Origin of the sequence: Leptolyngbya cf. ectocarpi LEGE 11479 (assembly GCF_015207065.1) — a bacterium.
Taxonomy (GTDB): domain Bacteria; phylum Cyanobacteriota; class Cyanobacteriia; order Phormidesmidales; family Phormidesmidaceae; genus Leptothoe; species Leptothoe ectocarpi.
Genome location: NZ_JADEXP010000065.1, coordinates 1 through 22708 on the forward strand (window position 1 = coordinate 1; position 22708 = coordinate 22708).

Annotated in this window: 21 protein-coding genes; 10 read left to right on the forward strand and 11 right to left on the reverse strand. The window is 52.1% G+C overall.

Features of this window, described 5'->3' with window-relative positions:
- Positions 1 to 301 precede the first annotated feature (301 nt).
- Positions 302 to 2854 (forward strand): primosomal protein N', encoded by a 2553-nt coding sequence (gene priA / locus IQ260_RS09605; protein ID WP_193992888.1) that lies wholly within the window; start codon positions 302 to 304, stop codon positions 2852 to 2854.
- Between the two features lie 138 nt (positions 2855 to 2992).
- Here priA and IQ260_RS09610 read toward each other — a convergent pair whose 3' ends face one another.
- Positions 2993 to 3583, reverse strand: a complete 591-nt coding sequence (locus tag IQ260_RS09610) for a hypothetical protein (protein ID WP_193992889.1) — start codon at positions 3581 to 3583, stop codon at positions 2993 to 2995.
- The gene (gene nudC / locus IQ260_RS09615; protein ID WP_228015780.1) at positions 3580 to 4434 is read right to left on the reverse strand and encodes an NAD(+) diphosphatase; all 855 of its coding nucleotides are present in this window, start codon (positions 4432 to 4434) and stop codon (positions 3580 to 3582) included. The genes IQ260_RS09610 and nudC overlap by 4 nt, the downstream gene beginning before the upstream one ends.
- Before the next feature lie 145 nt (positions 4435 to 4579).
- Here nudC and IQ260_RS09620 point away from each other — a divergent pair, with 145 nt between their 5' ends.
- The 5 genes from IQ260_RS09620 to IQ260_RS09640 all read left to right on the forward strand — a co-directional run bounded on the left by IQ260_RS09620 (position 4580) and on the right by IQ260_RS09640 (position 9580).
- Positions 4580 to 5347, forward strand: a complete 768-nt coding sequence (locus tag IQ260_RS09620; RefSeq protein ID WP_193992891.1) for an SDR family NAD(P)-dependent oxidoreductase — start codon at positions 4580 to 4582, stop codon at positions 5345 to 5347.
- A 285-nt stretch (positions 5348 to 5632) separates the two neighbouring features.
- Complete coding sequence (locus IQ260_RS09625; RefSeq protein ID WP_193992892.1) at positions 5633 to 7180, forward strand: phytoene desaturase family protein; 1548 nt, start codon at positions 5633 to 5635, stop codon at positions 7178 to 7180.
- A gap of 64 nt (positions 7181 to 7244) precedes the next feature.
- Positions 7245 to 7934 carry a transaldolase family protein gene (locus IQ260_RS09630; protein WP_322744927.1) on the forward strand — a complete coding sequence of 230 codons (690 nt, stop codon included), beginning with the start codon at positions 7245 to 7247 and terminating at the stop codon, positions 7932 to 7934.
- 108 nt (positions 7935 to 8042) lie between these two features.
- Complete coding sequence (locus IQ260_RS09635; protein WP_193992893.1) at positions 8043 to 8423, forward strand: DUF4359 domain-containing protein; 381 nt, start codon at positions 8043 to 8045, stop codon at positions 8421 to 8423.
- Positions 8424 to 8428: 5 nt separating this feature from the next.
- Positions 8429 to 9580, forward strand: a complete 1152-nt coding sequence (locus IQ260_RS09640) for a cysteine desulfurase family protein (protein WP_193992894.1) — start codon at positions 8429 to 8431, stop codon at positions 9578 to 9580.
- Between the two features lie 38 nt (positions 9581 to 9618).
- Here the strand turns inward: IQ260_RS09640 and IQ260_RS09645 are convergent, their stop codons facing one another.
- From IQ260_RS09645 to IQ260_RS09655, 3 genes are all read right to left on the reverse strand, one after another.
- Positions 9619 to 10185, reverse strand: a complete 567-nt coding sequence (locus IQ260_RS09645; protein ID WP_193992895.1) for a TIGR04376 family protein — start codon at positions 10183 to 10185, stop codon at positions 9619 to 9621.
- A 98-nt stretch (positions 10186 to 10283) separates the two neighbouring features.
- Positions 10284 to 11303, reverse strand: a complete 1020-nt coding sequence (locus tag IQ260_RS09650) for a hypothetical protein (protein ID WP_193992896.1) — start codon at positions 11301 to 11303, stop codon at positions 10284 to 10286.
- Positions 11304 to 11627: 324 nt separating this feature from the next.
- Positions 11628 to 12929, reverse strand: a complete 1302-nt coding sequence (locus tag IQ260_RS09655) for a hypothetical protein (RefSeq protein WP_193992897.1) — start codon at positions 12927 to 12929, stop codon at positions 11628 to 11630.
- A 510-nt stretch (positions 12930 to 13439) separates the two neighbouring features.
- Between IQ260_RS09655 and IQ260_RS09660 the strand changes: the two genes are divergently transcribed.
- The 4 genes from IQ260_RS09660 (at position 13440) to IQ260_RS09675 (ending at position 17446) form a co-directional block, all read left to right on the forward strand.
- Positions 13440 to 14798 carry a UDP-N-acetylmuramoyl-tripeptide--D-alanyl-D-alanine ligase gene (locus IQ260_RS09660; RefSeq protein ID WP_193992898.1) on the forward strand — a complete coding sequence of 453 codons (1359 nt, stop codon included), beginning with the start codon at positions 13440 to 13442 and terminating at the stop codon, positions 14796 to 14798.
- Positions 14799 to 14898: 100 nt separating this feature from the next.
- Positions 14899 to 15414 (forward strand): Mov34/MPN/PAD-1 family protein, encoded by a 516-nt coding sequence (locus tag IQ260_RS09665; protein WP_193992899.1) that lies wholly within the window; start codon positions 14899 to 14901, stop codon positions 15412 to 15414.
- 75 nt (positions 15415 to 15489) lie between these two features.
- A complete protein-coding gene (moeB, locus tag IQ260_RS09670) occupies positions 15490 to 16662 on the forward strand; it encodes a molybdopterin-synthase adenylyltransferase MoeB (protein ID WP_193992900.1) in 1173 nt (390 codons plus the stop codon).
- Between the two features lie 322 nt (positions 16663 to 16984).
- Positions 16985 to 17446: a GatB/YqeY domain-containing protein gene (locus IQ260_RS09675; RefSeq protein ID WP_193992901.1), complete on the forward strand. Its 462-nt coding sequence runs from the start codon at positions 16985 to 16987 to the stop codon at positions 17444 to 17446.
- Between the two features lie 110 nt (positions 17447 to 17556).
- Here the strand turns inward: IQ260_RS09675 and IQ260_RS09680 are convergent, their stop codons facing one another.
- The 6 genes from IQ260_RS09680 to IQ260_RS09705 form a co-directional block, all read right to left on the reverse strand.
- Complete coding sequence (locus IQ260_RS09680) at positions 17557 to 18606, reverse strand: fatty acid desaturase (protein ID WP_193992902.1); 1050 nt, start codon at positions 18604 to 18606, stop codon at positions 17557 to 17559.
- Positions 18607 to 18895: 289 nt separating this feature from the next.
- Positions 18896 to 19333, reverse strand: coding sequence for a 23S rRNA (pseudouridine(1915)-N(3))-methyltransferase RlmH (locus tag IQ260_RS09685; protein WP_193992903.1), 438 nt, complete (start codon positions 19331 to 19333; stop codon positions 18896 to 18898).
- Positions 19334 to 19352: 19 nt separating this feature from the next.
- On the reverse strand, positions 19353 to 19508 hold the full coding sequence (locus tag IQ260_RS09690; protein ID WP_193992904.1) for a hypothetical protein: 156 nt from the start codon (positions 19506 to 19508) through the stop codon (positions 19353 to 19355).
- A 74-nt stretch (positions 19509 to 19582) separates the two neighbouring features.
- Complete coding sequence (locus tag IQ260_RS09695; RefSeq protein ID WP_193992905.1) at positions 19583 to 20176, reverse strand: hypothetical protein; 594 nt, start codon at positions 20174 to 20176, stop codon at positions 19583 to 19585.
- Positions 20177 to 20363: 187 nt separating this feature from the next.
- The gene (locus tag IQ260_RS09700) at positions 20364 to 21989 is read right to left on the reverse strand and encodes a CHAT domain-containing protein (RefSeq protein ID WP_228015781.1); all 1626 of its coding nucleotides are present in this window, start codon (positions 21987 to 21989) and stop codon (positions 20364 to 20366) included.
- 67 nt (positions 21990 to 22056) lie between these two features.
- A partial coding sequence (locus IQ260_RS09705) for an SH3 domain-containing protein (protein WP_193992907.1) occupies positions 22057 to 22708 on the reverse strand: 652 nt, incomplete at its 5' end.

A 22708-nucleotide genomic window follows, 5' to 3' on the forward strand; every position in this document is an offset into this window, starting at 1 on the left:
ATCTATAGGTGGGACTAAAGGGACTAAATGACGATGCAATTACACTATACCAATCTGATTCTGAAACGCTGTCCACCGTGATATTTTTTGAACGATGAAAACTCTTATTTATCAATGTTTTTGTAGCTTTTGTAACGTTTAATTGTATTCTTTGCAGCTTGTAAAGCTTTGATAACATTCTTTGTTTGAAAATATCGTTAATATCTCCCTATTTTTTGGCTTTCAGCTAATAACTTAGGTTTTGGGTTTTATGGTTGTCAGATGTCTATAGACGTCTATATTTCTCAATAATTTGGATTGCATGTCTCAGCCTGAACCTCCTGACTTGTCTGCCTTTGTGGCTGTTGAAGCATTAGTTGACTGTCCTGGCACCCAGGGACTTTATACCTATAGAATTCCTAAAGATTTCACTGTGGAGTCTGGAGATATTGTCAGTGTGCCCTTTGGGGGCCGTCAGCTGGGTGCGATCGCAATTCGATTGCTATCAATAGCGTCGACATCAATGCTGGATTACAAACTTCGCAATGTGGAGAGCATTGTTAGTCGGGGCTTTTTTTCTAAAGATTATTGGAAGATATTAGAACGTGTTGCTAACTACTATCAGACCTCTCTGATTCAGGTCATTCGAACGGCGCTGCCGCCGGGTCTATTAGGTCGTTCGCAACGTAGAATCCGACTAAAATCGACGGCGAGAGCGTTGTCACCGCACCCCCCACTGAGTGCCTCTGCTCAAACCCTGCTGGATGTTCTGCAGGGTTCCCCTCAGGGTGACTATACATGGCGTTATTTACAACGGCAACATCCGCAGGCGAGGGCAGGGCTAAAGATGCTGCTCAGCTACGGATGGGTGGAAAGTTATTTGGCGATCCCAGCAGTCCCCCGTCCTCAGCAGAGACAGGCGGTCAGTCTGACCGCCTCAAGTGTGTCCTCAACCGATACGCTAACCCAGCGTCAGCAAGAAATTTTGATCACGCTGCAGCGGTATGGGGGCGATCTGTGGCTCAGTGATGCCTTGCAGCGGCTGCAGACAACCAGTGCTACGCTGCAGCGGCTAGCAGCCAAAGGCTACCTTGCCATTGCTCCCCGTGAACGCCTGCGGGTGGGTAGTCATTCCCAGGCGGCTGCCGACCGACCTAAATCCCTCACTCCCGATCAGCAGCAGGCACTCACTGTGCTGAATGGGTTAACGGGATATGCCGAAGTGCTGCTGCATGGCGTCACCGGGTCTGGCAAAACTGAGGTCTACCTGCAGGCGATTGTGCAACGGCTACAGGTAGGAAAATCGGTACTGGTTTTGGTGCCAGAGATTGGTCTGACACCGCAGCTGACGGATAGATTTCGGGCTCGATTTGGCACTCAGGTGTGTGTTTACCACAGCGGTCTGTCTGAGGGGGAACGCTATGACACCTGGCGACAGATGTTGGCTGGCCAGCCCCAGGTGGTCATTGGCACCCGCTCTGCCATTTTTTCCCCCCTGCCTCGGTTGGGCATGATTGTGCTGGATGAAGAGCATGACGGCAGCTTTAAGCAAGACCAGCCCGCGCCTTGTTATCACGCTCGTACTGTGGCTCGGTGGCGAGCACAGATGGCTGATTGCCCGCTGGTGCTAGGGTCTGCGACGCCTGCATTGGATACGTGGGTCGCGGTGACGGAAACCCGTGATCGTAATACTGTAGAGGCGTTCCATGGAACGCCTCTACATGATCGTGGAACGACCCATTATTTATCCTTGCCTCACCGCGTTCACCAACGGCCTCTGCCCCCGGTCAACGTGGTGGACATGCGCCTAGAACTCCAGGCAGGTAATCGTTCTGTATTTAGCCGTCCGTTACAAACGGCCCTTGAAAAAATGCAGCACCGGGGGGAGCAAGGGCTGCTGTTTATCCATCGTCGAGGGCACAGCCGCTTTGTCTCCTGTCGCAGCTGTGGCCATGTAATGGAGTGTCCGGACTGCGATGTGTCCCTGGCCTACCATCAGCCGCAGGACAATGGACCGGCCCACTTGCGCTGTCACTACTGTGGCTATGGGCAGCGCCACCCTGACCAGTGCCCCAGCTGTAAATCGCCCTATCTCAAGCACTTTGGCAGCGGGACCCAGCGGATTGTCCATGAGTTGCAGAGCCAGTTTCCAGGGCTGAGCTGTCTGCGGTTTGATAGTGATACGACGCGGGCTAAGGGTGCACATCGAGCCCTGCTAGAGCGGTTTGCTGCGGGCGAGGCCGATGTCTTGGTGGGCACTCAAATGCTCACTAAAGGGATTGATTTGCCACAGATTACAGTGGTGGGGGTGGTGGCAGCGGATGGTCTGTTGCATATGCCTGACTACTGGTCCGGGGAGCGGGCATTTCAGACATTGACCCAGGTGGCTGGACGGGCTGGACGGGGAGAACACCCTGGGCAGGTGATTTTACAAACCTATACGCCTGACCATCCAGTGATTGGGGCAGCCAAGACGCACAACTATCAGGCCTTTATCGATCATGAAACAGAGCACCGGCAGCTGCTGGGCTATCCACCCTATGGTCGTCTGGTGCTATTGCGGCTCAGCAGCCCCGTAGAGGCCGAGACAGAAAGGGCTGCCCAGCGCTGTGCGGAGCAGCTGCAGGTGCTGATTGCAAGTCCAGGCGGTAAGGCGGACTCGGAGATGGCTGAGCCGAGCTGGTTAGATGCTAGCGGTCCGACTGTGTTAGGCCCCACCCCGGCCCCGGTCTATCGGGTGGCACGACGCTACCGCTGGCATGTGTTGTTAAAGCTGCCGTTGGCTGGGTCGGTTCCTGATTTGAAGATCTTGCGATCGCACCTCCCCAAATCCGTCAGGCTAACCATTGATATCGATCCGTTGAATCTGAGCTAAGGACAGAGAAATGAACAACATCTATATTCCTCAACGGGACAAGTAGAGGACTGAGCGGCGTCGAAGTCCGACTCAAGTGGAATCTATTTAGTCTCTGCTCCTAAGTTGGTTATCACTTCTGCTAGGGCCAGCATGCGCTTACAAATAAAAGCGAACATAGGCCCACCACATCAGCACATTGCTACCAACTAAGAGGGCTTTGACCCAGCGAGACCGCAGCAGACGCCACACCCGCCAGCTAGCGATCAGCGCCAGCAAAAACTCCACCAGGGCAAAAACTCTGCCGTGGTGGTCCGGGTCCCAATAGGAAATAGGACTCTCAAAGCGAAAATTACTCAGGGGCCAAAAATGTCGGTGGCCATCGTCCACGTGGACAGGCAGATCGCCCAAGCAGTGCAAAATTACGCTGAGCGCAAGAAAGATCGCGCCATCGGCTAGCGGCTGCCAGCCAGGATAGCGACGTCGGCCCCAAACGGCCACACCAATAGCCAATAGCGCCAGGGGAATTGAGTTGCCCACATCAAAGATGGTTTGCCAAAAAGGCTCATAGTAGGTCTCCCTCCAAATGGTGGCCTCATCCAGATTGGCGATCAGCTTAGCCCAGCCATAGAAGCCAAACATGGCTAAATCTGGCAGCAGCGCTCCCCAAAAAATGGGGCTATTGAGTTTTGGCCGCGCCCGACGGCCCAGCAGGGCCAGGTTGAAGATAACGTGGCTGGGGGTATTCATGGGTTGCTAACAAACCAATCAATTAACTTTCTAGCGATACTCAGTTTGCCAGGGACTGGTGGCATTGTGTCTTTGGTAAACCAGGCGGCTGATTCGATTTCGACCGGGTCAATGACGATATCGCCGCTGGCGTAGCGGGCAGTAAAACCAATCATCAGCGAATTGGGAAAGGGCCACGGCTGGGAACCAAAATAGCGAATATCCTGAATTTCAATCCCCACTTCCTCCCGTACTTCACGGGCCACGGTTTCCTCCAAGGATTCGCCCGGTTCGACAAAGCCTGCTAACACACTGTACATACCGGTTCGAAACCGATGGGCGCGGGCTAGCAGCACTTCTGGCCCTCTAGACACCAGCATGATCACCGCCGGGGACAGGCGAGGATATTGTCTCAGGCCGCACTGGGGACACTGTTTTACCCGTTCATACAGGGATTGTTCCATGGGGGTGCTGCAGCACCCACAGTACTGATGGGTGCGGTCCCACTCTACTAGCTGGGTGGCCTGACCTGCGATCGCAAACAGCGGCTCGGCTATCTGACCATAGAGTTCTCGCAGGGGGTGCAGGGCTAGGTTAGGCGGTAGGTCCAGGTCTGGGGGCAGTTCTGCGGCGTAACAGGGACCGTTGGTTAGGGTGCCGAGGTATTGCGATCGCACCGGTTTAATCCCCAACTCCTCCAAACTTTTTACCTGGGGCACGTCGATCCTGCTTTCCCCCGGCTCCCCCTCATCATCCGTCACCGCCACCAACAGCCGAGAGCCACAAAACCCAAACCACCACCCTGGTCCCTCAGGTGCCGTGGCCGGATTGATCCCGGCGACAAAGCCTGATGACACCGCAAATGGATTCATAGAAGGATGCATATCAGGAACTACCCATATCGTTATATCGCCCCGTCATACCGCTACGTAGCCGGTCCAAACTACCTGCGTTATCTTACGCTAAGCCCGATTAGCTTTACCGCTATCCCCTGATCGCCTTGATTAAAAACCCGTAATGACCATTTTCTCTAGTATCCACTCAGGCCATGCCCTCGTTGTTGGTGGCAATCGAGGTATCGGGTTAGGCTTTGTCCGTCAGCTATTGAGCAATAAACAATTTGCCCACATCTTTGCAACCTATCGCACAGAAAGTTCATCGACTGAACTCCTAAAACTCGCCCAGGCCGATGACAGACTGCACTGTCTCGCCATGGATATCACCGACGAAACCCAAATTGAAAACGGATTGGCAGATCTAAAAGCCATAGTCCCCCAGCTGCACGTCGTCATTAACTGTGTTGGCTTTTTACACGAAGGCTCCATTACCCCTGAAAAAGCACTACGGCAGCTCAACCCAGACCATCTGATGCGCTATTTCCAGGTCAACAGCATCGGTGCCGCCCTCCTTGCTAAACATCTATTACCGTTACTCAACCACCCGCAGCCAAATATTTTTGCCACCATCTCTGCCAAAATCGGCAGCATTGAGGACAACCGCCTGGGAGGCTGGTACGGCTACCGCGCCTCTAAGGCCGCCTTAAATATGTTTCTCAAAACGGCCGCCATTGAGTACAGCCGTCGTAGTAAACACACTGCCATCGTGTTACTTCACCCTGGCACCACCGACACCCGTTTGTCAGAACCCTTTCAGCGGGGAGTGCCCCCAGACAAGCTATTTCCAGTCGAAAAAACGGTGGGTCTACTGAGCAATGTCCTAGAGCAGGTCACCCTCGACGACAATGGGGCATTTTTCTCATGGGATGGCAGTCGTTTGCCTTGGTAAAGCACTAAGCTGACATTTTTGAAGTTTTGCAAGCGACATTGGCGTTTTATTACTGTTCTCCTCAGCCAATTCCATTACTCCGATAGACTGATCTCAGTCTTCAGAGCTTAGGACCCTCTGAAGTTCAATATCGAACCGGTTCATTTAAAATCCTCTATACTAAGGCCGCTCCAGGTTAAAGCTGCTCTGCTACCTGGAGTGGCTTTGGCATGTTTGGTATTTTCTTGTCTCGCTTATTTTATAGATTTTCTTTATCTTTTCGAAATCCCCCCATTCCCTAATGATATGGAGCAGACAGAAGTTGTTGTAATTGGTAGCGGCATCGGAGGACTATGCTGCGCTGCGCTCTTAGCTCGCTACGGTTACGATGTTGTTGTTTGTGAAAGTCATAGCATTGCAGGAGGTGCTGCCCATGGGTTTGAACGAGGCGGCTTCTCATTTGATTCTGGTCCATCCCTTTACTCAGGTCTGTCTTATAGTCCTTCCCCCAATCCGCTGCGTCAGGTTCTAGATGCCATTGGCGAAGATGCTCCGTGGCTAAATTATGACACCTGGGGCTGCTGTTTGCCCGAAGGAGACTTTGACACCACTGTGGGTGCCGAGCAGTTTTGTCAGGTGTTAGACCATCTGCGGGGACCGAAAGCTGTCCAAGAATGGCGACATTTACAGCGGATTATGCAACCCTTGGGGGCAGCCGCTATCGCCCTACCCCCAGCAGCAATTCGTTTTGATCTAGGGGCGTTTCAAACAGTCAGACACTTTTTACCTTCCTTGCTAAAACAGGGACCGCAGGTCGCTCGGCTCACCGGACCTTTTAGCCGGATTATGGATGGCATCATCCAGGATGACTTTGCCCGTCACTGGCTAGACATGCTGTGCTTTTTGCTCTCCGGTTTACCCGCTGCAGGCACCATCGCCGCTGAAGTCGCCTTTATGTTTGCAGACTGGTATCGACCGGGCGTGCAGTTAGATTATCCCAAAGGAGGGAGTGCGGCGCTGGTGGCGGCACTGGTACGCGGTTTACAAAAACAGGGAGGTGATCTGAGGCTAAATTCCCACATTAAAGAGATTTTATTAGATGGCGACCGGGCCGTTGGTGTGCAACTTCGCAATGGAGAGACAATACAGGCGTCTAAAGCGGTTATCTCTAATGCCTCCATTTGGGACACCCTAAAGCTGTTGCCATCTCTGCCATCCAAGCTCCATCGGTTTGTCAAAAAGCGTCAAGCTATTCCTGAGTGCGACAGTTTTATGCATTTGCATCTAGGACTAGATGCGACTGGTCTAGAGGGGCTAGCCTGTCATTACATTGTTGTCAATGATTGGAGCCAGGGGATAGATGCGCCGCAGAATCTTGTGCTCATCTCTGTTCCATCGGTGCTCGATCCGAGTCTAGCACCGCCAGGAAAACACGCGGTCCATGTGTATACACCAGGGAATGAACCCTACCCTCTCTGGGCTGGACTGAATCGTCACAGCGCTGAGTATGCTCAGCTAAAGCATCAGCGTGCTGAGGTCATGTGGCAGGCGTTGGCGCGTATTATTCCTGATATTCGCGACCGTTGTGACCTAATACTGGTGGGTACTCCGCTCACCCATGGGCGGTTTTTACGCCGCTATCATGGCTCCTATGGACCGGCTATTCGAGCAGGTCAGGGTATTTTTCCGGGACCGCGTACCCCGATCAAACATCTGTGGTGTTGCGGTGACTCTACATTCCCAGGGATTGGGCTACCTGCTGTGGCCGCCAGCGGTATGATGTTGGCCAATACGTTAGCACCTACGGCTAAACATATGACAATGCTTAGGGAAATCGGTGTTTTGACTCCGTAGTATTCCTTGTAAGTCGTGCGCCCATGTTCTCATGATGAAATACTCGGCTACTGGAGATCTATCTGTGAATTCGACGAATTTGCGTCTGTACTTAGACACGGCTGACATCGCTGCCTGGGAAACCTGGCTGCCGACGGAGATTTTTTATGGAGTGACCTGTAACCCGCTGTTGTTAGAACAGGCCCAGGTGCCTTGTACGCTGGGTTCTCTAACTCAATTGGCCACCACAGCATTTGAGCTGGGGGCTCAAGAAGTGCAGCTGCAAGCCTGGGGAGAGACCAAGCAGGCCCTGATAGCGACAGGGCAGGCGCTGGCAAAGATTGATCCGCGAGTGGTGGTAAAAGTCCCCATTACTCAGCTAGGTACGATCGCTGCCGCTGCTCTCATTGCTGCAGACATCCGAGTAACGATGACGGCTGTTTATGAGGTGCCTCAGATCCTGATTGCAGCCGCGCTGGGAGCAGACTATGCAGCCCCCTATCTGGGACGCATTAACGATGCTGGGGGCAATGGTCGTAAGGCACTCGCCCAAATGCAGCACGTGCTCAACGGCGTGCAAAGTTCTACCCGCATCCTTGCTGCCAGCATTCGTGATGTGAATGATCTAGCGTATTTAGCCGCCCAAGGTCTTGACACATTTACCTTTGCTCCACGAATTGCGACCGCTCTGTTTGCCAGTGAGCAAACCGCAGCAGCCACCGCAGCCTTTGAGTGGGCAGCTGAGGCCATGGGTGATGCTGCTGCTGAGGATTGACAGTGGCCAATCACTATTGTTCCACAGTTATCCCGGTCCATGATCTTGAACCTGCTTATGTTAGAACGGTAAGGCAGCTGTAAATCACCAAGACACTACCGCAGATCCATGAAAGTCAAAGCGTTTGTAGGCATCGCAGGATTAGGAGCATTGGCCGTTGCGCTCAGTGTCACTAACCCTAGTCAAGATCAGTACAATACCTTTGCTGCAGATACGCTGCAAAATGAAGTCCGGTCGTCCTTTTGTCAGGCCAAAGAGCTGGACAGCTGGCTAGGGGATTTGGGTAAAGCCTTAGGCGATCTCTGCGAGACGGCAATCGAACAAGGGCGCGTAGTCGGTCAAGAGGACCTTGAGGATTTTATTGAAGACAATACCCAGCGCCAGAACTTTTGGGTCTTTAGTCTCTACACGACTCAAATTCCAGCAGTACGGGTAAAAACCTTGGGTATTTTTAATCGATTTATTCCCATTCAACAAACAGTGGGGTAAAGCCCGTGGCGGAACTGCCTATTTATCTCGACTGTCATGCAACAACACCGGTTGACTCGCGTGTTGTTGATGCAATGCTGCCATTTTTTACAGAATACTTTGGTAACCCCAGTAGTCTCCATCGCTATGGTTGGCAGGCTGACGCGGCGGTTAAAAAGAGTCGTGAAACAATTGCTAAAATGATTAATGCTCAGCCGGGCGAGATTGTTTTCACTAGTGGGGCAACGGAGGCCAACAACTTAGCCATTAAAGGGGTGGCCGAGGCCTATTTTAGTCACGGGAAACATATTGTCACTGTGCAGACGGAACACAGTGCCGTATTAGATCCATGCCGCTATTTAGAATCCCTAGGATTTGAGGTGACCTATTTGCCAGTGGAGGCTGATGGTCTGCTGTCGTTGGCCACCCTTGAGAGGGCAATGCGGCCAGAGACTATTTTGGTCTCGGTCATGACGGCCAATAATGAAATTGGCGTATTACAACCGCTAAAAGAAATCGGTGCCCTGTGCCAGGAACGCGACATTTTATTGCATACGGACGCGGCTCAGGCCATTGGCAAGATCCCCCTAGATGTTCAGGCGATGAATATCCATTTGATGTCGATGACGGCCCATAAGCTTTATGGACCTAAAGGGATCGGCGCGCTGTATGTGCGGCGGCGACAGCCTCGGGTAAACCTGGCGGCTCAGCTCCATGGGGGCGGTCACGAACGGGGGATGCGTTCGGGGACCCTATATCCGCCTCAAATTGTGGGTTTTGGTAAAGCCATTGAACTGGCAGGGGCAGAGATGGGCTCGGAAGCTGAGCGGTTGGCGGGGTTGCGATCGCACCTCCTCACTCACCTAAACCAGCTGCCTGACATCTATCTTAACGGTCATGCCAGCCAACGTTTACCCGGCAATCTCAATGTCAGTTTTGGTGGTGTCGATGGTCAAAACCTGTTGCTGGCACTGCAGCCGATTGTGGCGCTCTCCTCAGGGTCTGCTTGTAGTGCGGCCAGTACAGCCCCCTCTCATGTGCTTAAGGCTCTGGGGCGTAGCGATCGGCTGGCCTATGCATCTCTGCGATTTGGGCTGGGTCGCTTTACCACCGAGTCAGAAATTGAGCGGGTGGGGCAAGCTGTGGTTGATGCGGTGAAGGCTCTACGCATGGTTTAAGTGAAGTCGAAACCAGCGGTGTGAAGACGTTTGGCTATCTACTTACCCATCTGGCGTTTGAGTTCCTCGAGTTCGGCTTCAGTTTCCCAACGCTGAAAGCTTTCTTCTAGGGGGTCTAGGGACTGCGATTGGAAGGGGCTGCGATGCCAGCCTGTGGTGCTCGAATCCCTGGGCGGTGCCTGAGTCGCAGTCTGGGCGCTAGCGATTTTGGCTTTCAATTCCTGGCGTTTGGTGTGAATCCGCTGTTGTAGGGCTTGAGTCTCGGTCAGACGTGCTTTGACACTTTTCATCTGGCCCCATAGATGATTACCCTGGCGCAGCAGTGTGGCTTCCCGTTCTTTGGCGGGTTTAACCAAATCTGGACGATTGGCAGATTCTGCTTTCGCAATCCGCTCATGCCAGCGCTTGATGTCTCTGGCTGTGTCTAAAACAGCTGTCTCTAACTCAGCTTCACGGCGTTTGAGGTTGGCCAGAGTTGCGATCGCATCTTCTTCTTGCCCTCGGAGTTGTTCTTCAAGGGCCATCATTTCTAAATGGGGATGGGCTTTGAGGAACTCATCTAAGCGAGTCTCTAAAAACTGGCTAAAATCATCAAATATACTCATACCTTCGCCAAGCCATTCCCATACAGCCAACCATCAAATCATAACGTTGGCCCCCGTGCTTAGCCTATCGCTAAAGCCAGACACGGGCGATGGACTCCTTAAAATTGCTGGCCGATGTAGATGGAGCGAACTTCGCCATTGCGCCGGACCACCACCTCTTCGTCGCCAATGGAAACAATGCTCCAACCGCTCGCCCCAATGATTTCACCAATATAAACTCGCTGGGACGTGCCATCGACTTCAAATAGAGCGGCTGAACGATCCCCTAACTCTAAAACCCCTACCAGCTCATAGCTGCCAGCAGTAGCAATGTTAGGAACCGTGCCAGATGTGCCACTGTCGTTCGTGCTCCTGGGCTGCGTTGTGGATACGTTCGGTGCTGGCAGTGTGGCGGCTGTATTAGGCGCAGGATTAGGCGCCGTGGCCGTCCGTGGACTGGTCGCTGTGCCCGGCTGCAACAATGGCACAAACACCCGCTCAATGACACCGGGCTGACCGGTCGGCTGATTTGCTGCCGGAGCTGCCGGGGGAGCCGTAGCTACGTTGCCAGGACCTTGAGCATCGGCCTGAGCGCTGCGCTCGCCGCGAATCACCTGGAGCGAGCGCTGCAGATATTCACCAAAGGCTGTTTCTTCAGAAACCGTAGGAGCCGTATTCGTGGGTGCTGTTCCTGTCTGCGGTGTGGGCTGCTGGCGCATCCACCAAAATCCGCAGGCGACTAAGAGAGAGAGCCCCGCCGCCCCCAGCAGCAGATTCCTCCAAGGACGCTTTTGAGCGGGTTGATTAGGCGCTGCCTGCTGTTCGTCCGTCTGAGGGGTGGTCTCGGGTTCTGTCGCAGGCGCTTCTACGGCTTGACCTGCGGTCAATGGCACAATCATGGCTGGAACGGTAACCGCTTCAGTCCTAAACAGAGGACTACTCGCTACCATCTGCTCAGTTACCACCTGCTCAGTCGTTTCTGCATAAACGGCAGAGTCATCGCCTGCCAAAATGCGATCAACATCTTCAAAGATGTCATCCATCAAATCTTCAGCATAAGCTTCGACCAAAGTGTCGGCGTCTGGAGCGGTGCCGACATGGGCAGTCGCCGTGGAATTGGACGGTCTAGATGGGCTCATAACTTGACATGTAGGATTTGACAGCAGCGCCTATGGACAGAGCAACAATAGCCTTTGGTCCATAAACGTGTAGAAGATGCCTAGCAAGTTAGCAGACAATACAGCAAACTGAAAAGAAAAATCTCAATCTTATTAATTTCTTACAGGGATATCTAGCTGAATTTTGGTCCCAACCCAGCTACAGTCAACTGGTGCAGCATCAAAACTAAAAATTGGGGTTGTGACTGAGTGGGGCTTCGACTTCGCTCAGCCCTCGTATTCTCAAAATTAGCTGGTTGAGCGGAGTCGAAACCAGCGGTATTGGAGACGTTTACTGGCTCCTGCCTAGGCCAGAGCGTGTGAAATATCAAGGTGGCCAAATGTCAGACTCAGGGCCAGGTTTAATGTTTCCAGCATTTTTACCAGCCAACCCACTGAGTCTTGCTTGGCCGACTCATAGTGACTAAATAGGGTAGATAGCCGCCGTTCTAAGTAGGGCTTTACCTTGCGACACAAAAGCAAAATCCTGAGGAGGAGGCCGGTGGTCAGGGTGGCACCCAGGTTATTAATTAAGTCGATAAAGACAAAATGGCTGTGGGAACCAGCCGGATCAACGACTAGGAAGTTAAACAAATTGGAGCATGTGCGCACCAACAGGAAGTCATTAAGACGCTGATTGTTATTTTCGGGGTAGATATCCTTTAGCTGCTGGTGGAGCGCATCGTTAAAGTGCTGACGCCCATAGGCGGGATCGACACCTGACAGCAGGTAATCGTAGAAGCTATCCTTAAAGGACTTAAAGGTAACGGCCTCGCAGCACTGACTTCGAAATAGTAGGGCGAGGTCGTTGTAGGTGCGACCGTCAGCGTTTTTGCCGGAAAACTGCTGTAGGGAGTCCACCAGCTCGCGATCGCTCAGCAGCGTAGGATTGTTCGAGGGGCGTAACCACTGGCCATGCTGATTTAACAGCCCCTGACGCTTTAATCGAGACCGCCGGACTCGATAGTTAACATACTGGGACAGATCTAGCTCCACTTTCTTTTGAGCTTGGTGCTGCATACGGCGCACGTGGGTCTGCTGCTCCTCAGGACTTTCTTCACTCAGCAGACAGTGCTCATACAAATATGGATAGCGGCCAATCAGGGTGCCCAACGGTTGACGAGAGAGCAGGGGGGCAGGGGCGTTAGCCTCAGCTGTTACCTGCACTAGGCGCTTGAGCATCAAATACTGCTCAGTTTTTTTAAACTGAGCCACAATTTCGCGTAAATGACGCACAGAGCGTGCCCGTGATACCTCACGGACAGCATGGCTCGGATAATAATCAAAAAGGCTAACTAACTCAGCGATCGCAGGCTGATGCTCTCTGTTGTTCTGCCACCGGTTGATGAGAATGTGGCAGCAACGATTTAAAATGTGATGAAAGTACATATCTGCATGGTTATCCAGCAGAATCGTATCGAGACTATCGACTACTTCACGATCACGATATCCAGTCCCGTCGATAAATAGAGCATTGAAACGCTGAACTATTACATCCGGCTGCTCTGAGTTGACACAGCTAAGCCAATGGTCATAGAGCACTTGTTCCTGCGGACTAACTAACCGCGCACCATAGTCAGATTGCGAATAGCCTGATTGGACATTCACCAGTGAAACCTCAGCAAATACACCTTACGTCAATACAAATCTGTACAGGGAAAATACACATCGACTAGAACCATAGCCGAACCGTACTTAAGTCTAACCGTTTATGATTCGTCGGACAGCATGAAATCTTACAAAAACCCTTGAGAACCCTCCTAAGGGAACGTAATTTGGGTACATGCTGATATTTAGTCAGCTCAGATTGTCAAAGGTCCATTTAGAGGTTAGAAGCGTGAAAATAAATCCGGAGAAACACGGTTCGTGGGTTGCGATGGGCTGCAGATATTGCAGCTGATTCAGACTAACATCCTCCTTAATCTGCAATGGTCATGTGATACACATTTGAATTACGCTCTAATAGTTTAGCCTACAGTTATTTTCGGATAGTCTAGGATGCAACGAAACTCTGCTAAAGCTTCTGTAAATTCACTGTTTCGTTTTCATTAAGCCTATGTCTAGCGACTAGGCTGCCGTTTTTTTACGCTAATTCACGGATGCGTCCATACATTGATTATGTTTAGCAGTGCGAATGTTGCCCAGGTTTTAGCGGCCCTTCGGAGCGAACAGACGGAACATACTTTACCTGCTACCCAGCTGGAGCAAAGGGTGAGGCATATCAGCACCGATACCCGCACGATTCAAGCTGGGGATATCTTTTTGGCGCTTGAGGGTGAGCGGTTTGATGGCCATCGATTTGTGGAGCCGGCGATGGCGGCTGGTGCGATCGCAGCCATTACTCGCCAAGGAGTAATCACCGACGGGACGCCTCGCATTGAAGTCACCGATACCCTAGCCGCCTACCAAACCTTGGGACGCTGGTGGCGTCAACATTTGGGGCTGCCGGTGGTGGCAATCACAGGCTCGGTGGGTAAAACGACGACCAAAGAGCTAATATCTGCGGCCCTGGGGCGCCATGGGACTGTCCACAAGACCCGAGCTAACTTTAATAACGAAATCGGTGTACCCAAAACCTTACTGGAGCTAACCGCCGACCATGACTATGCCGTTGTGGAAATGGGCATGCGAGGACCGGGGGAAATTGCCTCGCTGACCCAGATCGCGCAGCCGAATGTGGCGGTGATTACCAATGTGGGGACAGCCCATATTGGTCGCTTGGGATCGGAGCAGGCTATTGCCGATGCCAAGTGTGAGCTACTGGCCCAGATGCCAGCGGCGGGCACGGCTGTGCTCAATTATGATAACCCCCGACTGATGGCGACGGCGGCGCGGGTATGGTCGGGGAAAACCATCACCTATGGGCTGACGGGGGGAGATATTCATGGCCGGTACCAGGGACCAACGGTGGTGATGGATGATGTGGTGCTGCCGTTGCCGCTGACCGGTCAGCATAACGCGCTGAATTATTTGAGTGCGATCGCAACGCTCCAGGCCCTAAATCTGGACTGGCGTGGTTTAGCCCAGGGGTTAACCGTTGAAATGCCAGCCGGACGATCCCAGACCTACCGGCTAGACAATGACATTCTGCTGCTAGATGAGACCTACAACGCTGGCGCTGAGTCCATGGTGGCGGCCCTGCGAATGCTTAAAGCTCAGCCGGGTAAACGCCATATTGCCGTACTGGGGACCATGAAGGAGCTGGGTCATAAGTCGGTGGAGCTACACCAGGCCATTGGCAATGAGGTCCAAAAACTCGGCCTAGACCAGTTACTGATCCTGGCGAATCCAGCGGCGGCGGCGGCCATGGCTAAGGGGGCTGGCACTGTCCCCAGTCAGCAGTTTGCCAGCCATGACGAGCTGACCCAGCATCTGCAGCACATGATGCAGCCAGGGGACCGGCTACTGTTCAAGGCATCACGGTCGGTGGCCATGGATAAGGTGATCGCACCCTTACTGGCCGATTCGACCGATTAGTTCTGTAGGGCTAAATCAGGGGGGGAAATCCACAAGGATATTTAGCATTACAGAATCTGCTCTACAATAAAAAATCTGACGTTTTTGATACAGTCTGACTGTGGCTCTTACCCTGACCCAAGAGCATATTGCCTCCATGCAAGCCCATGCAGCGCAAGCCTATCCCCACGAAGGCTGCGGTCTGCTGGTGGGTACATTGGACGCTGCCGCCGGTAAAACACTGGTCAGGCTAGTCCTGTTAGACAATGCCTGGGCAACTGACGTGGCTGCTGATTTGGCAGAGCAAGGGCACGGAGACTCAGCCACCATGACTAAGGCCCGCCGCTATTGGATCGATCCCAAAGATTTGCTTGAGACCCAGCGTCAGGCCCGAGAGGATGGACTGACCATTATTGGTGTGTATCACTCCCATCCCGACGCTGAGGCTGTACCGTCGGAGTGCGATCGCGACCTCGCCTGGTCCACCTATGCCTATATCATTGTGTCCGTTCGCCATGGCACCGCTGTCGATCTCCAAAACTGGCAGCTTGATGACAATCATCAGTTTCAACCTGAACCCATGAAAATTGCCCCAGCGTCTGCGGCTAGGGATCGAATGCCGCTCTTGTCGTCCTGAAATAAAAAACGTCTCCTCATCTACCAGGGGCGTTGAACAAACCCATTTCCAATCTTTTTTCGTTCTCAAGGAACCATGCTGAATCCTAATCTGGATGACATCCAACTTACAAAAGAAGACTACGAACGCTATTCTCGGCATTTAATTTTGCCTGAGGTTGGCCTTGACGGTCAGAAACGACTGAAAGCTTCCAGCGTGCTGTGTATTGGCACAGGTGGCCTCGGGTCTCCTTTGATTCTCTATTTAGCAGCGGCTGGGGTGGGTCGCATTGGTCTGGTTGATTTTGATGTGGTGGATTATTCCAACCTGCAGCGTCAAATTATCCACGGCACCTCCTGGGTGAATAAGCCTAAAATCGAGTCGGCCAAGAACCGTATTCTTGAAATCAATCCCCACTGCCAGGTAGACCTCTACAACACCCGTCTCAGCTCAGAAAATGCCCTCAAGATTTTTGAGCCCTACGACATCGTGGTAGACGGCACTGATAACTTCCCGACACGCTACCTGGTGAACGACGCCTGTGTATTGCTCAACAAACCCAACGTCTACGGTTCCATCTTTCGGTTTGAAGGACAGGCTACCGTCTTTAACTATGAAGACGGTCCCAACTACCGCGATCTCTACCCTGAGCCCCCACCGCCGGGATTAGTTCCTTCTTGTGCAGAGGGCGGTGTGCTGGGTATTCTCCCCGGCATCATTGGTGTCATTCAAGCCACCGAAACCATCAAGATTATTCTGGGCGAAGGTAACACCCTCAGCGGTCGGTTGTTGCTTTACAACTCCCTAGAGATGAGCTTCCGGGAGCTAAAACTACGGCCCAACCCAGTGCGTCCTGTCATTGAGGAACTCATTGACTACGAAGAATTTTGCGGTATCCCCGATGCTAAAGCAGCTGAAGCCGAGCAACAAGCAGCCATGACTGAAATAAGTGTTACCGAACTTAAAAACTTGATCGATAGCGGCAGCGATAGCTATGTCCTGCTAGACGTGCGCAATCCTAACGAGTATGAGATTGCCAAGATTCCCGGTGCAGTGCTGATTCCCCTTTCTGAAATTGAGAATGGTGGCGGCGTTGAGAAAGTGCGTGAGCTGGTTAATGGCCACAAGCTCATTGCCCATTGCAAAATGGGTGGTCGCTCTGCCAAGGCGCTCTCAATCCTCAAAGATGCCGGTATTGAAGGGGCTAATGTTACCGGCGGTATCCTGGCCTGGAGCCGTGAGGTAGATTCTTCTGTTCCTCAGTACTAGATAGACGGCTTATCTTAACTCTCTGCCTAAGGCTACGGTGTATACACATCTAGAAGATTGAACTGGAAAGTGGCTCTAACTCCTGCATTACCCCTCATCCTAAATCCTTCTTCCCCAGGGAGAAGGACTTTGAGTCTAGCTCCCCTTCTCCCCCAGGGAGAAGGGGTTGGGGGATGAGGGCTCGAAGCTTTGAGCTTACTCTCCGACTTGTGTATACACGGCAGCTTCCTAAGGAGAGAGTTGTTTGCTTCTCTTGTATCTAAAAAATGTGAGCCTATCAATTTGTTGTGTATAGCCGTTGCATGCAACGGCTTTTCTTCCCATGTCCCTCAAAGACCGTATCAGCGATGACATCAAAACTGCGATGAAAGCTCGCGATAAGATTCGTCTAGAAACCGTACGCAGCGTCAAGAAAGTCATCATTGAAAAAGAAACTGAGATGCGTCCTAAGGGACAAGACGCACTCACTCCCGAACAAGAAATTGAAGTGGTTACCCAGCTGGCCAAACAGCGTAAAGACTCCATTGAGCAATACACTAACGCTGGTCGTGACGACCTGGCAGATAAAGAAGCTCAGGAGCTGGCGATCCTGCAAGAATATCTACCTGAGCAGATGTCCGATGATGAAATCGAAGCCGTTATTGACGGGCTAATTGCCAAAACAGGTGCTAGCAGCCCCCGCGATATGGGCAAAGTCATGGGTCCTGCCATGAAACAAATGAAAGGCAAGGCTGATGGTGGCAAAGTTCAGGCACTTGTCAAAGCGAAGTTGACGGGTGGTTAATTCGGCCACATTAGCAGCAGGCGAGCGTAAAAGAATTCAATAAACCAAGGGGGCGCACTAATGACTAGTGCGCCCCCTTGGTTAAATCAAAATCTTACGACAATCTCAGCTTATCGTCGAGGTTGGTAGTAAACTTTTTGACCTTCGTTAGGGACAAAGATACACTCACGTGCGGAGCGCAAGAAGCTTGTCCAAACAGAGTTTTTACCTTCGCGATAATAGTCTCCTAAAATTGGCTTAATGGCTTCAGTGGCATCCTTAAGATAATAGTGAGGCATGTTCAAAAAGATGTGGTGAGCCACATGGGTACCAATGTTGTGATGAATGGAGTTGATAAACCCATAGTCACGGTCGATGGTTGATAATGCGCCTTTAAGGAAATACCAGCTGTCATTGCGATACCAAGGAATATCAGGCTCGGTGTGGTGCATAAATGTGACCAAATCTAGCCACATAACAAAAACTAGATAGGGCATCACGTAGAACTTAATCAAAAAGACTAAGCCAAACTGGACTCCAATCACCCCTAAAAATCCTACAAACAGTGTCCATAGAACTGTACTGGTAATCACATCCCACTTTTCAGAGGACCGGAAAAGGTCACTACCCGGCATAAAGTGAGACCCTTTACGACCCGGAGAGCGCTTAAATAAATAAAAGGGATAGGCCAGGAGAAACAGATTAAAACGAATCGCCCTGCCAATGGCGTCCATTTCGTTGTAAGTATCTTCAGAAATGGGATACCAGCTTTCATCAGTGTCGATGTTGCCGGTGTTGGCATGATGGGTGCGGTGACTAATACGCCAGCCATGGAACGGCACCAGGATAGGCGTATGGCTGAGATGCCCAATGAGATTATTTAGCCACTTATGCTTTGAAAAAGAGCGGTGCCCACAGTCATGGCCAACAACAAACAAGGCCCAAAACATGGTGCCTTGCATTAGCCAAAAGATGGGAAAGAACAGCCAAGAATTAAGGCTATAGGCTAAACCATAAAGCCCAGCAATAATACCAATATCAAGGAAAAAGTAAGCTAAAGAACGACTCGTTGACGGTTCAAAGCAGTAGTCCGGAATCGCATCCTTGAGATCTTTAAGAGTAAATGGAAGCTCGCTCGTAGAAGGGCCTGGAGACCCAGTTGGGCGGGTGGTTAGTTGCACTTATTACCTACGTTTGACGTCTAAAATCGACTTTTACAGCTCAGATGTATTGCAGACTCGCAAGAATCGCTCGTATCGAGCCCTAAAGTTGATTTACAAAGCTTTACAATACTATAGATTGAGCCACAGACGTAAGACGAGGCAATCAATTCAAGAAAATGGTCTGACGAACGGCGTACCCTTTATGGGTGCTTAACACATGGGGTCATAAAATATACCGTAGTGATTATTGGTTGCTGAGTGACGATTTCGTGCTGTAACGGCTGTAGGAATTGACGCATTAGACCCATTACTTGTGATAGCGGCCGCCCTGCAAAATGGTCTTACCGCGATAAAGCTGTTCCAGCAGTAATAATCTTGCTAGCTCATGGGGAAATGTCATGGCTGATAGGCTCAACACCTGATATGCCTTTTGCTTGAGCTGATGGCTGACGCCCGTTGGCCCACCGAGGAAGAATACCAGGGTGCCAGAGGCTTCTTGGCCTAACCAATGACCAAACGCTACCGAGTCAAAGTGCTGCCCATCTTCAGAGAGCACCACTAATTTATCGTAGGTTTTGAGTGAGGCTAGGACTTTTTGAGCCTCAGTTTCTGGATCGGTGTCCTTAATTTCTAAAAGTTCAATCTCAGGAAGCCTCTGGGTATAAAGGCCAATACCGTCTTTAAGCCAGCCTTTTTTTACTTTGCCGACAGCAATGATTCTGACTTTGGGAAAACTCTGCCCCATCGGTTTACTCTATTAAGCTCTACTCTACCGGTGTGGAGACAAACTCTGGGCGCGTTTCGGCTTGGGAAAAAAGGGCAATAGCACCCGTCTCACATAGGGTGAGTCGAGCATACCAATCAACTGCATAGGCGTACCCAGGTGTAGGCGAACGCTTATGAGGGTAAAAGAGCACCACAGCTGTGACGCACAACTGAGACGTTTCTTTATGGGTGTTAATGATTGAATGCCAGGTCAGGCGCTATGGTGGCCCTATTTTTGCTCGTTAATATAGTCAATAGACCACCGAGCAGCCGCTAAACTAATACGCGCTTGTTCCATGGGGGATAACGCCTCCCACTCCAGGTCGCGAACTGAGTCGATGGTGGCGTCTAGAATTTCTTCTTGACCACGCATAGCATGGGCCAAGGGGCGGGCCATCACTTGCAGATCGGTCTCATCCCAGCTGGTGAGCGTATCGCGAACGCAGCCGATGATCTGCTCAGCCAGGGGACGACCGGTCTGAACCATTTGAGTCGCTTGAGCGGTGATCTGGTCAATCACATCCTGGGTCAGGCGACGGGCAAAACGTTCCGCTAGGGCTGCTTGTACCGATAGCTTGCCTACCGATGACTCGCCCCAAAGCGTATCGAGCTGCGCTGAAAGTGTCTGCCAACCAAGCTGGGCTTCTTCGTCTGAGAAGGCCAGCTCATTGCCAGCGGCTGTGGGCTCACTAAAGTACTCAGAGGCCTCGGCTGGCGACCATGGATAAGGCTGTGTGGACAGAATAGACTGCAGCATTTCCTGCTGAGCATTATTTTCGGTGGATAAGCGCTGCTGAGACGAAGATTCTTTGTGGTTGACCATGGTAGTAGTGTTACCCTCCCATAAGTTCATTGAGCTGTGACAGGAAGAAGATACAGGCTGAATTCCAGATGTTCCGCATCCAATTATTGAACTTATGGCAAACTTACGCCAAAAGACGTAAGTTCGTATACCCAAACAGTAAAAAACTTTTTTGGGTAGCCCTTGCTCTGCGAAGAATCGGCTGTGTTTAAGCTGGCGCTGTCGGCTCGATGATGAATTCTAGCAAGCACCCGTCAGAGCTGCCAAAGCGAAGCTGTGTACCCGATGCGATCGCAATTTCTTGACGATGAATCTGCTGCCATCCTTGGTCCCCTAGGTAATAGGTGCCATAGCGGGAAAAATCACGCAGAAAATAGGTGGGTTCTTCGGATTTTTGGGCAGAGACCCGTCGGTAAAAGATTTCGGCGTGCTTACTGGAGACCCAGGGTTCTGCGATCACTAAATCATTATCGGGCAGTCTGCCGACGCGCATGAGGCCGCGATAGATGGGCCATACTTTGCCATCACCACCGATTTCACGAATGCTGATGGTGTGGGCAGCAGCGCGTCCGCCAATACCGGAATCGCCCGGTAGACGCGTAATGTCCGTGGGCATGGGGGTGAGCAGCTCGCCATCAAAGTCGGGGTGCATGTACAGCACCGGTAGGGTCCAGGCGGGCTGGTTAAATTTGTACAGGGTGAGAAGATGCTGACGTGCGATCGCAACGGCCTCATCCACCGGTTTTCGTTCGGCCAGGGCCTGGGCAAAAATCTGAATAAAGCTGAGGGCCTCTTCATCGGCGATGGAATCTCGCATGGCGAGTACAGCCGGTACGCCATGGTGGAGTAACACCTCGGCCAGGCTGCTGCGGGGAATGGCCTGCTGGCCGCTACGTTCGGGTTGAGCGCCCCAGCAGGTGTTAAACACCGCCAGCTTAACGCGGCAGCGCGTCAGCACCTGGGCCAGCTCTGTGCCATTGAGGGTGGCCTCACGCTGCAAAAACAGCAAACCGCCATCGGGGGCAGGCACCCCATGACCGGCATAAAAGAATAAATTGTAGCGATAGCGCTCTAAATGCTGAATCAGCTCTGCCGGAGACGGCTGCAGTAGTACATCCACCTGACGCACCACCCGCCGCCCCGGTCGAGAATCTCCCCGGCTTTCTAGAATGCTTTTGAGCAGGGAGGCTTCGTTGTCTAGGCTGAGGGTGGCGGCGGCTCTATCATCGGAAGCACCATCATCATGGCCCACCACCAGTAAAATTCTCAATCCGTTGTCCAGTCCCCAATCAGACAGGGGATCCACGTCGCTCGTTGTCCGGCTAAATAAAATCTGCTGATTGAGGGCTACCGCCGGACGTCCAGGCTGAGCCTGCATAATTTCCCAAGGAACGCTGATCAGTTCTGGATCGCGAACTTCTAAGCGTAGACGCATGACGGTATTTTGCCCCTGGGCAATGCCGCAGCTATGATCCAGGCTGCTCTGCACTGGCCCATCAAACAACCATTGCCAAAGATTTAGCCCTAGATGCTGCATCAGTCGGCTGCTGTAGCTGTTGGACTGAGCCGTCGAAGCATCACCCGTATCATCAAGTAATAGCTGAGGCACATAGGCTGATGGTACATGGGGGACCTGGGGCAAACCCCGCAGCGAAAACATCGACTGCCAGGTTTGCCAAGCCTGGGATAAAGTATGGTTCCAAATGCGATCGTGGTGGACATGGCCCCCCGGATAGGGAGATTTGAGGACCCAAATAGCATAGTGTTCTGGATCGGCGGCAGTCAGCCGATCCAGAGCCAGCCATAGACAAAGTGACTCTGATGAAGATGACATAGAAGCGGTCATAAACGTCCTGCCACGAAAAAATACAAAAAATTACGATACGGTCTCAAATACAGGCTTACTCAGGAGCACAGTCTAGCTCGGTCGCCGCGCTGGCAATTGACGCTAGTTCTGCATCAGTCACCCAGCCCTCTGTCCCAGAGGTTAGTGACGTTGAGGCGGGCGGTGTGACTGCCAAATCTGAACAGATTTTTAATTTTACCCACCAGATGCCCTGCTCCCCAGCCTTGTCCTGTCGAGTCAGAATTTGAACGATGGTTCCTGCTGGTAGTTGACCTAACGTATTGCCACCATCCTGGTCTAGCTGAGGCTCGGCCAATAGGGCAACGGGCTGACTCAGCTGTAGATAACTACCCGCCATCAGCAGTGGCTTGGTCAGTTCATCGGCGGTAATCCCGATTTTTTCAGTGTCTGGCGCGGTATCTGGAGCAGGATCCGTTGCCGACTCTGGATTGAGCTGATCTTGAGGGGGGTCCGGTAAGGGCGGTGCTGGTCTAGTTGAAAAGGCAAACGGTCGCTCCTCAAAGAACATCAAAGTAAGGGCGGTGACGGCTCCGAGAAAACCCACCAGACCCACCAGAAAGAGCCAGGGGCCACCGGTCTTTTTGGCTGGCGCTGTCGGAGGGATCTCTGTGGGAATGACCGTTGGCGTGGATGGGGCTGGTCGTGGTGTGGACTGGGTTTTTGAGAGGGTGGGCAGGGGGGTAGCT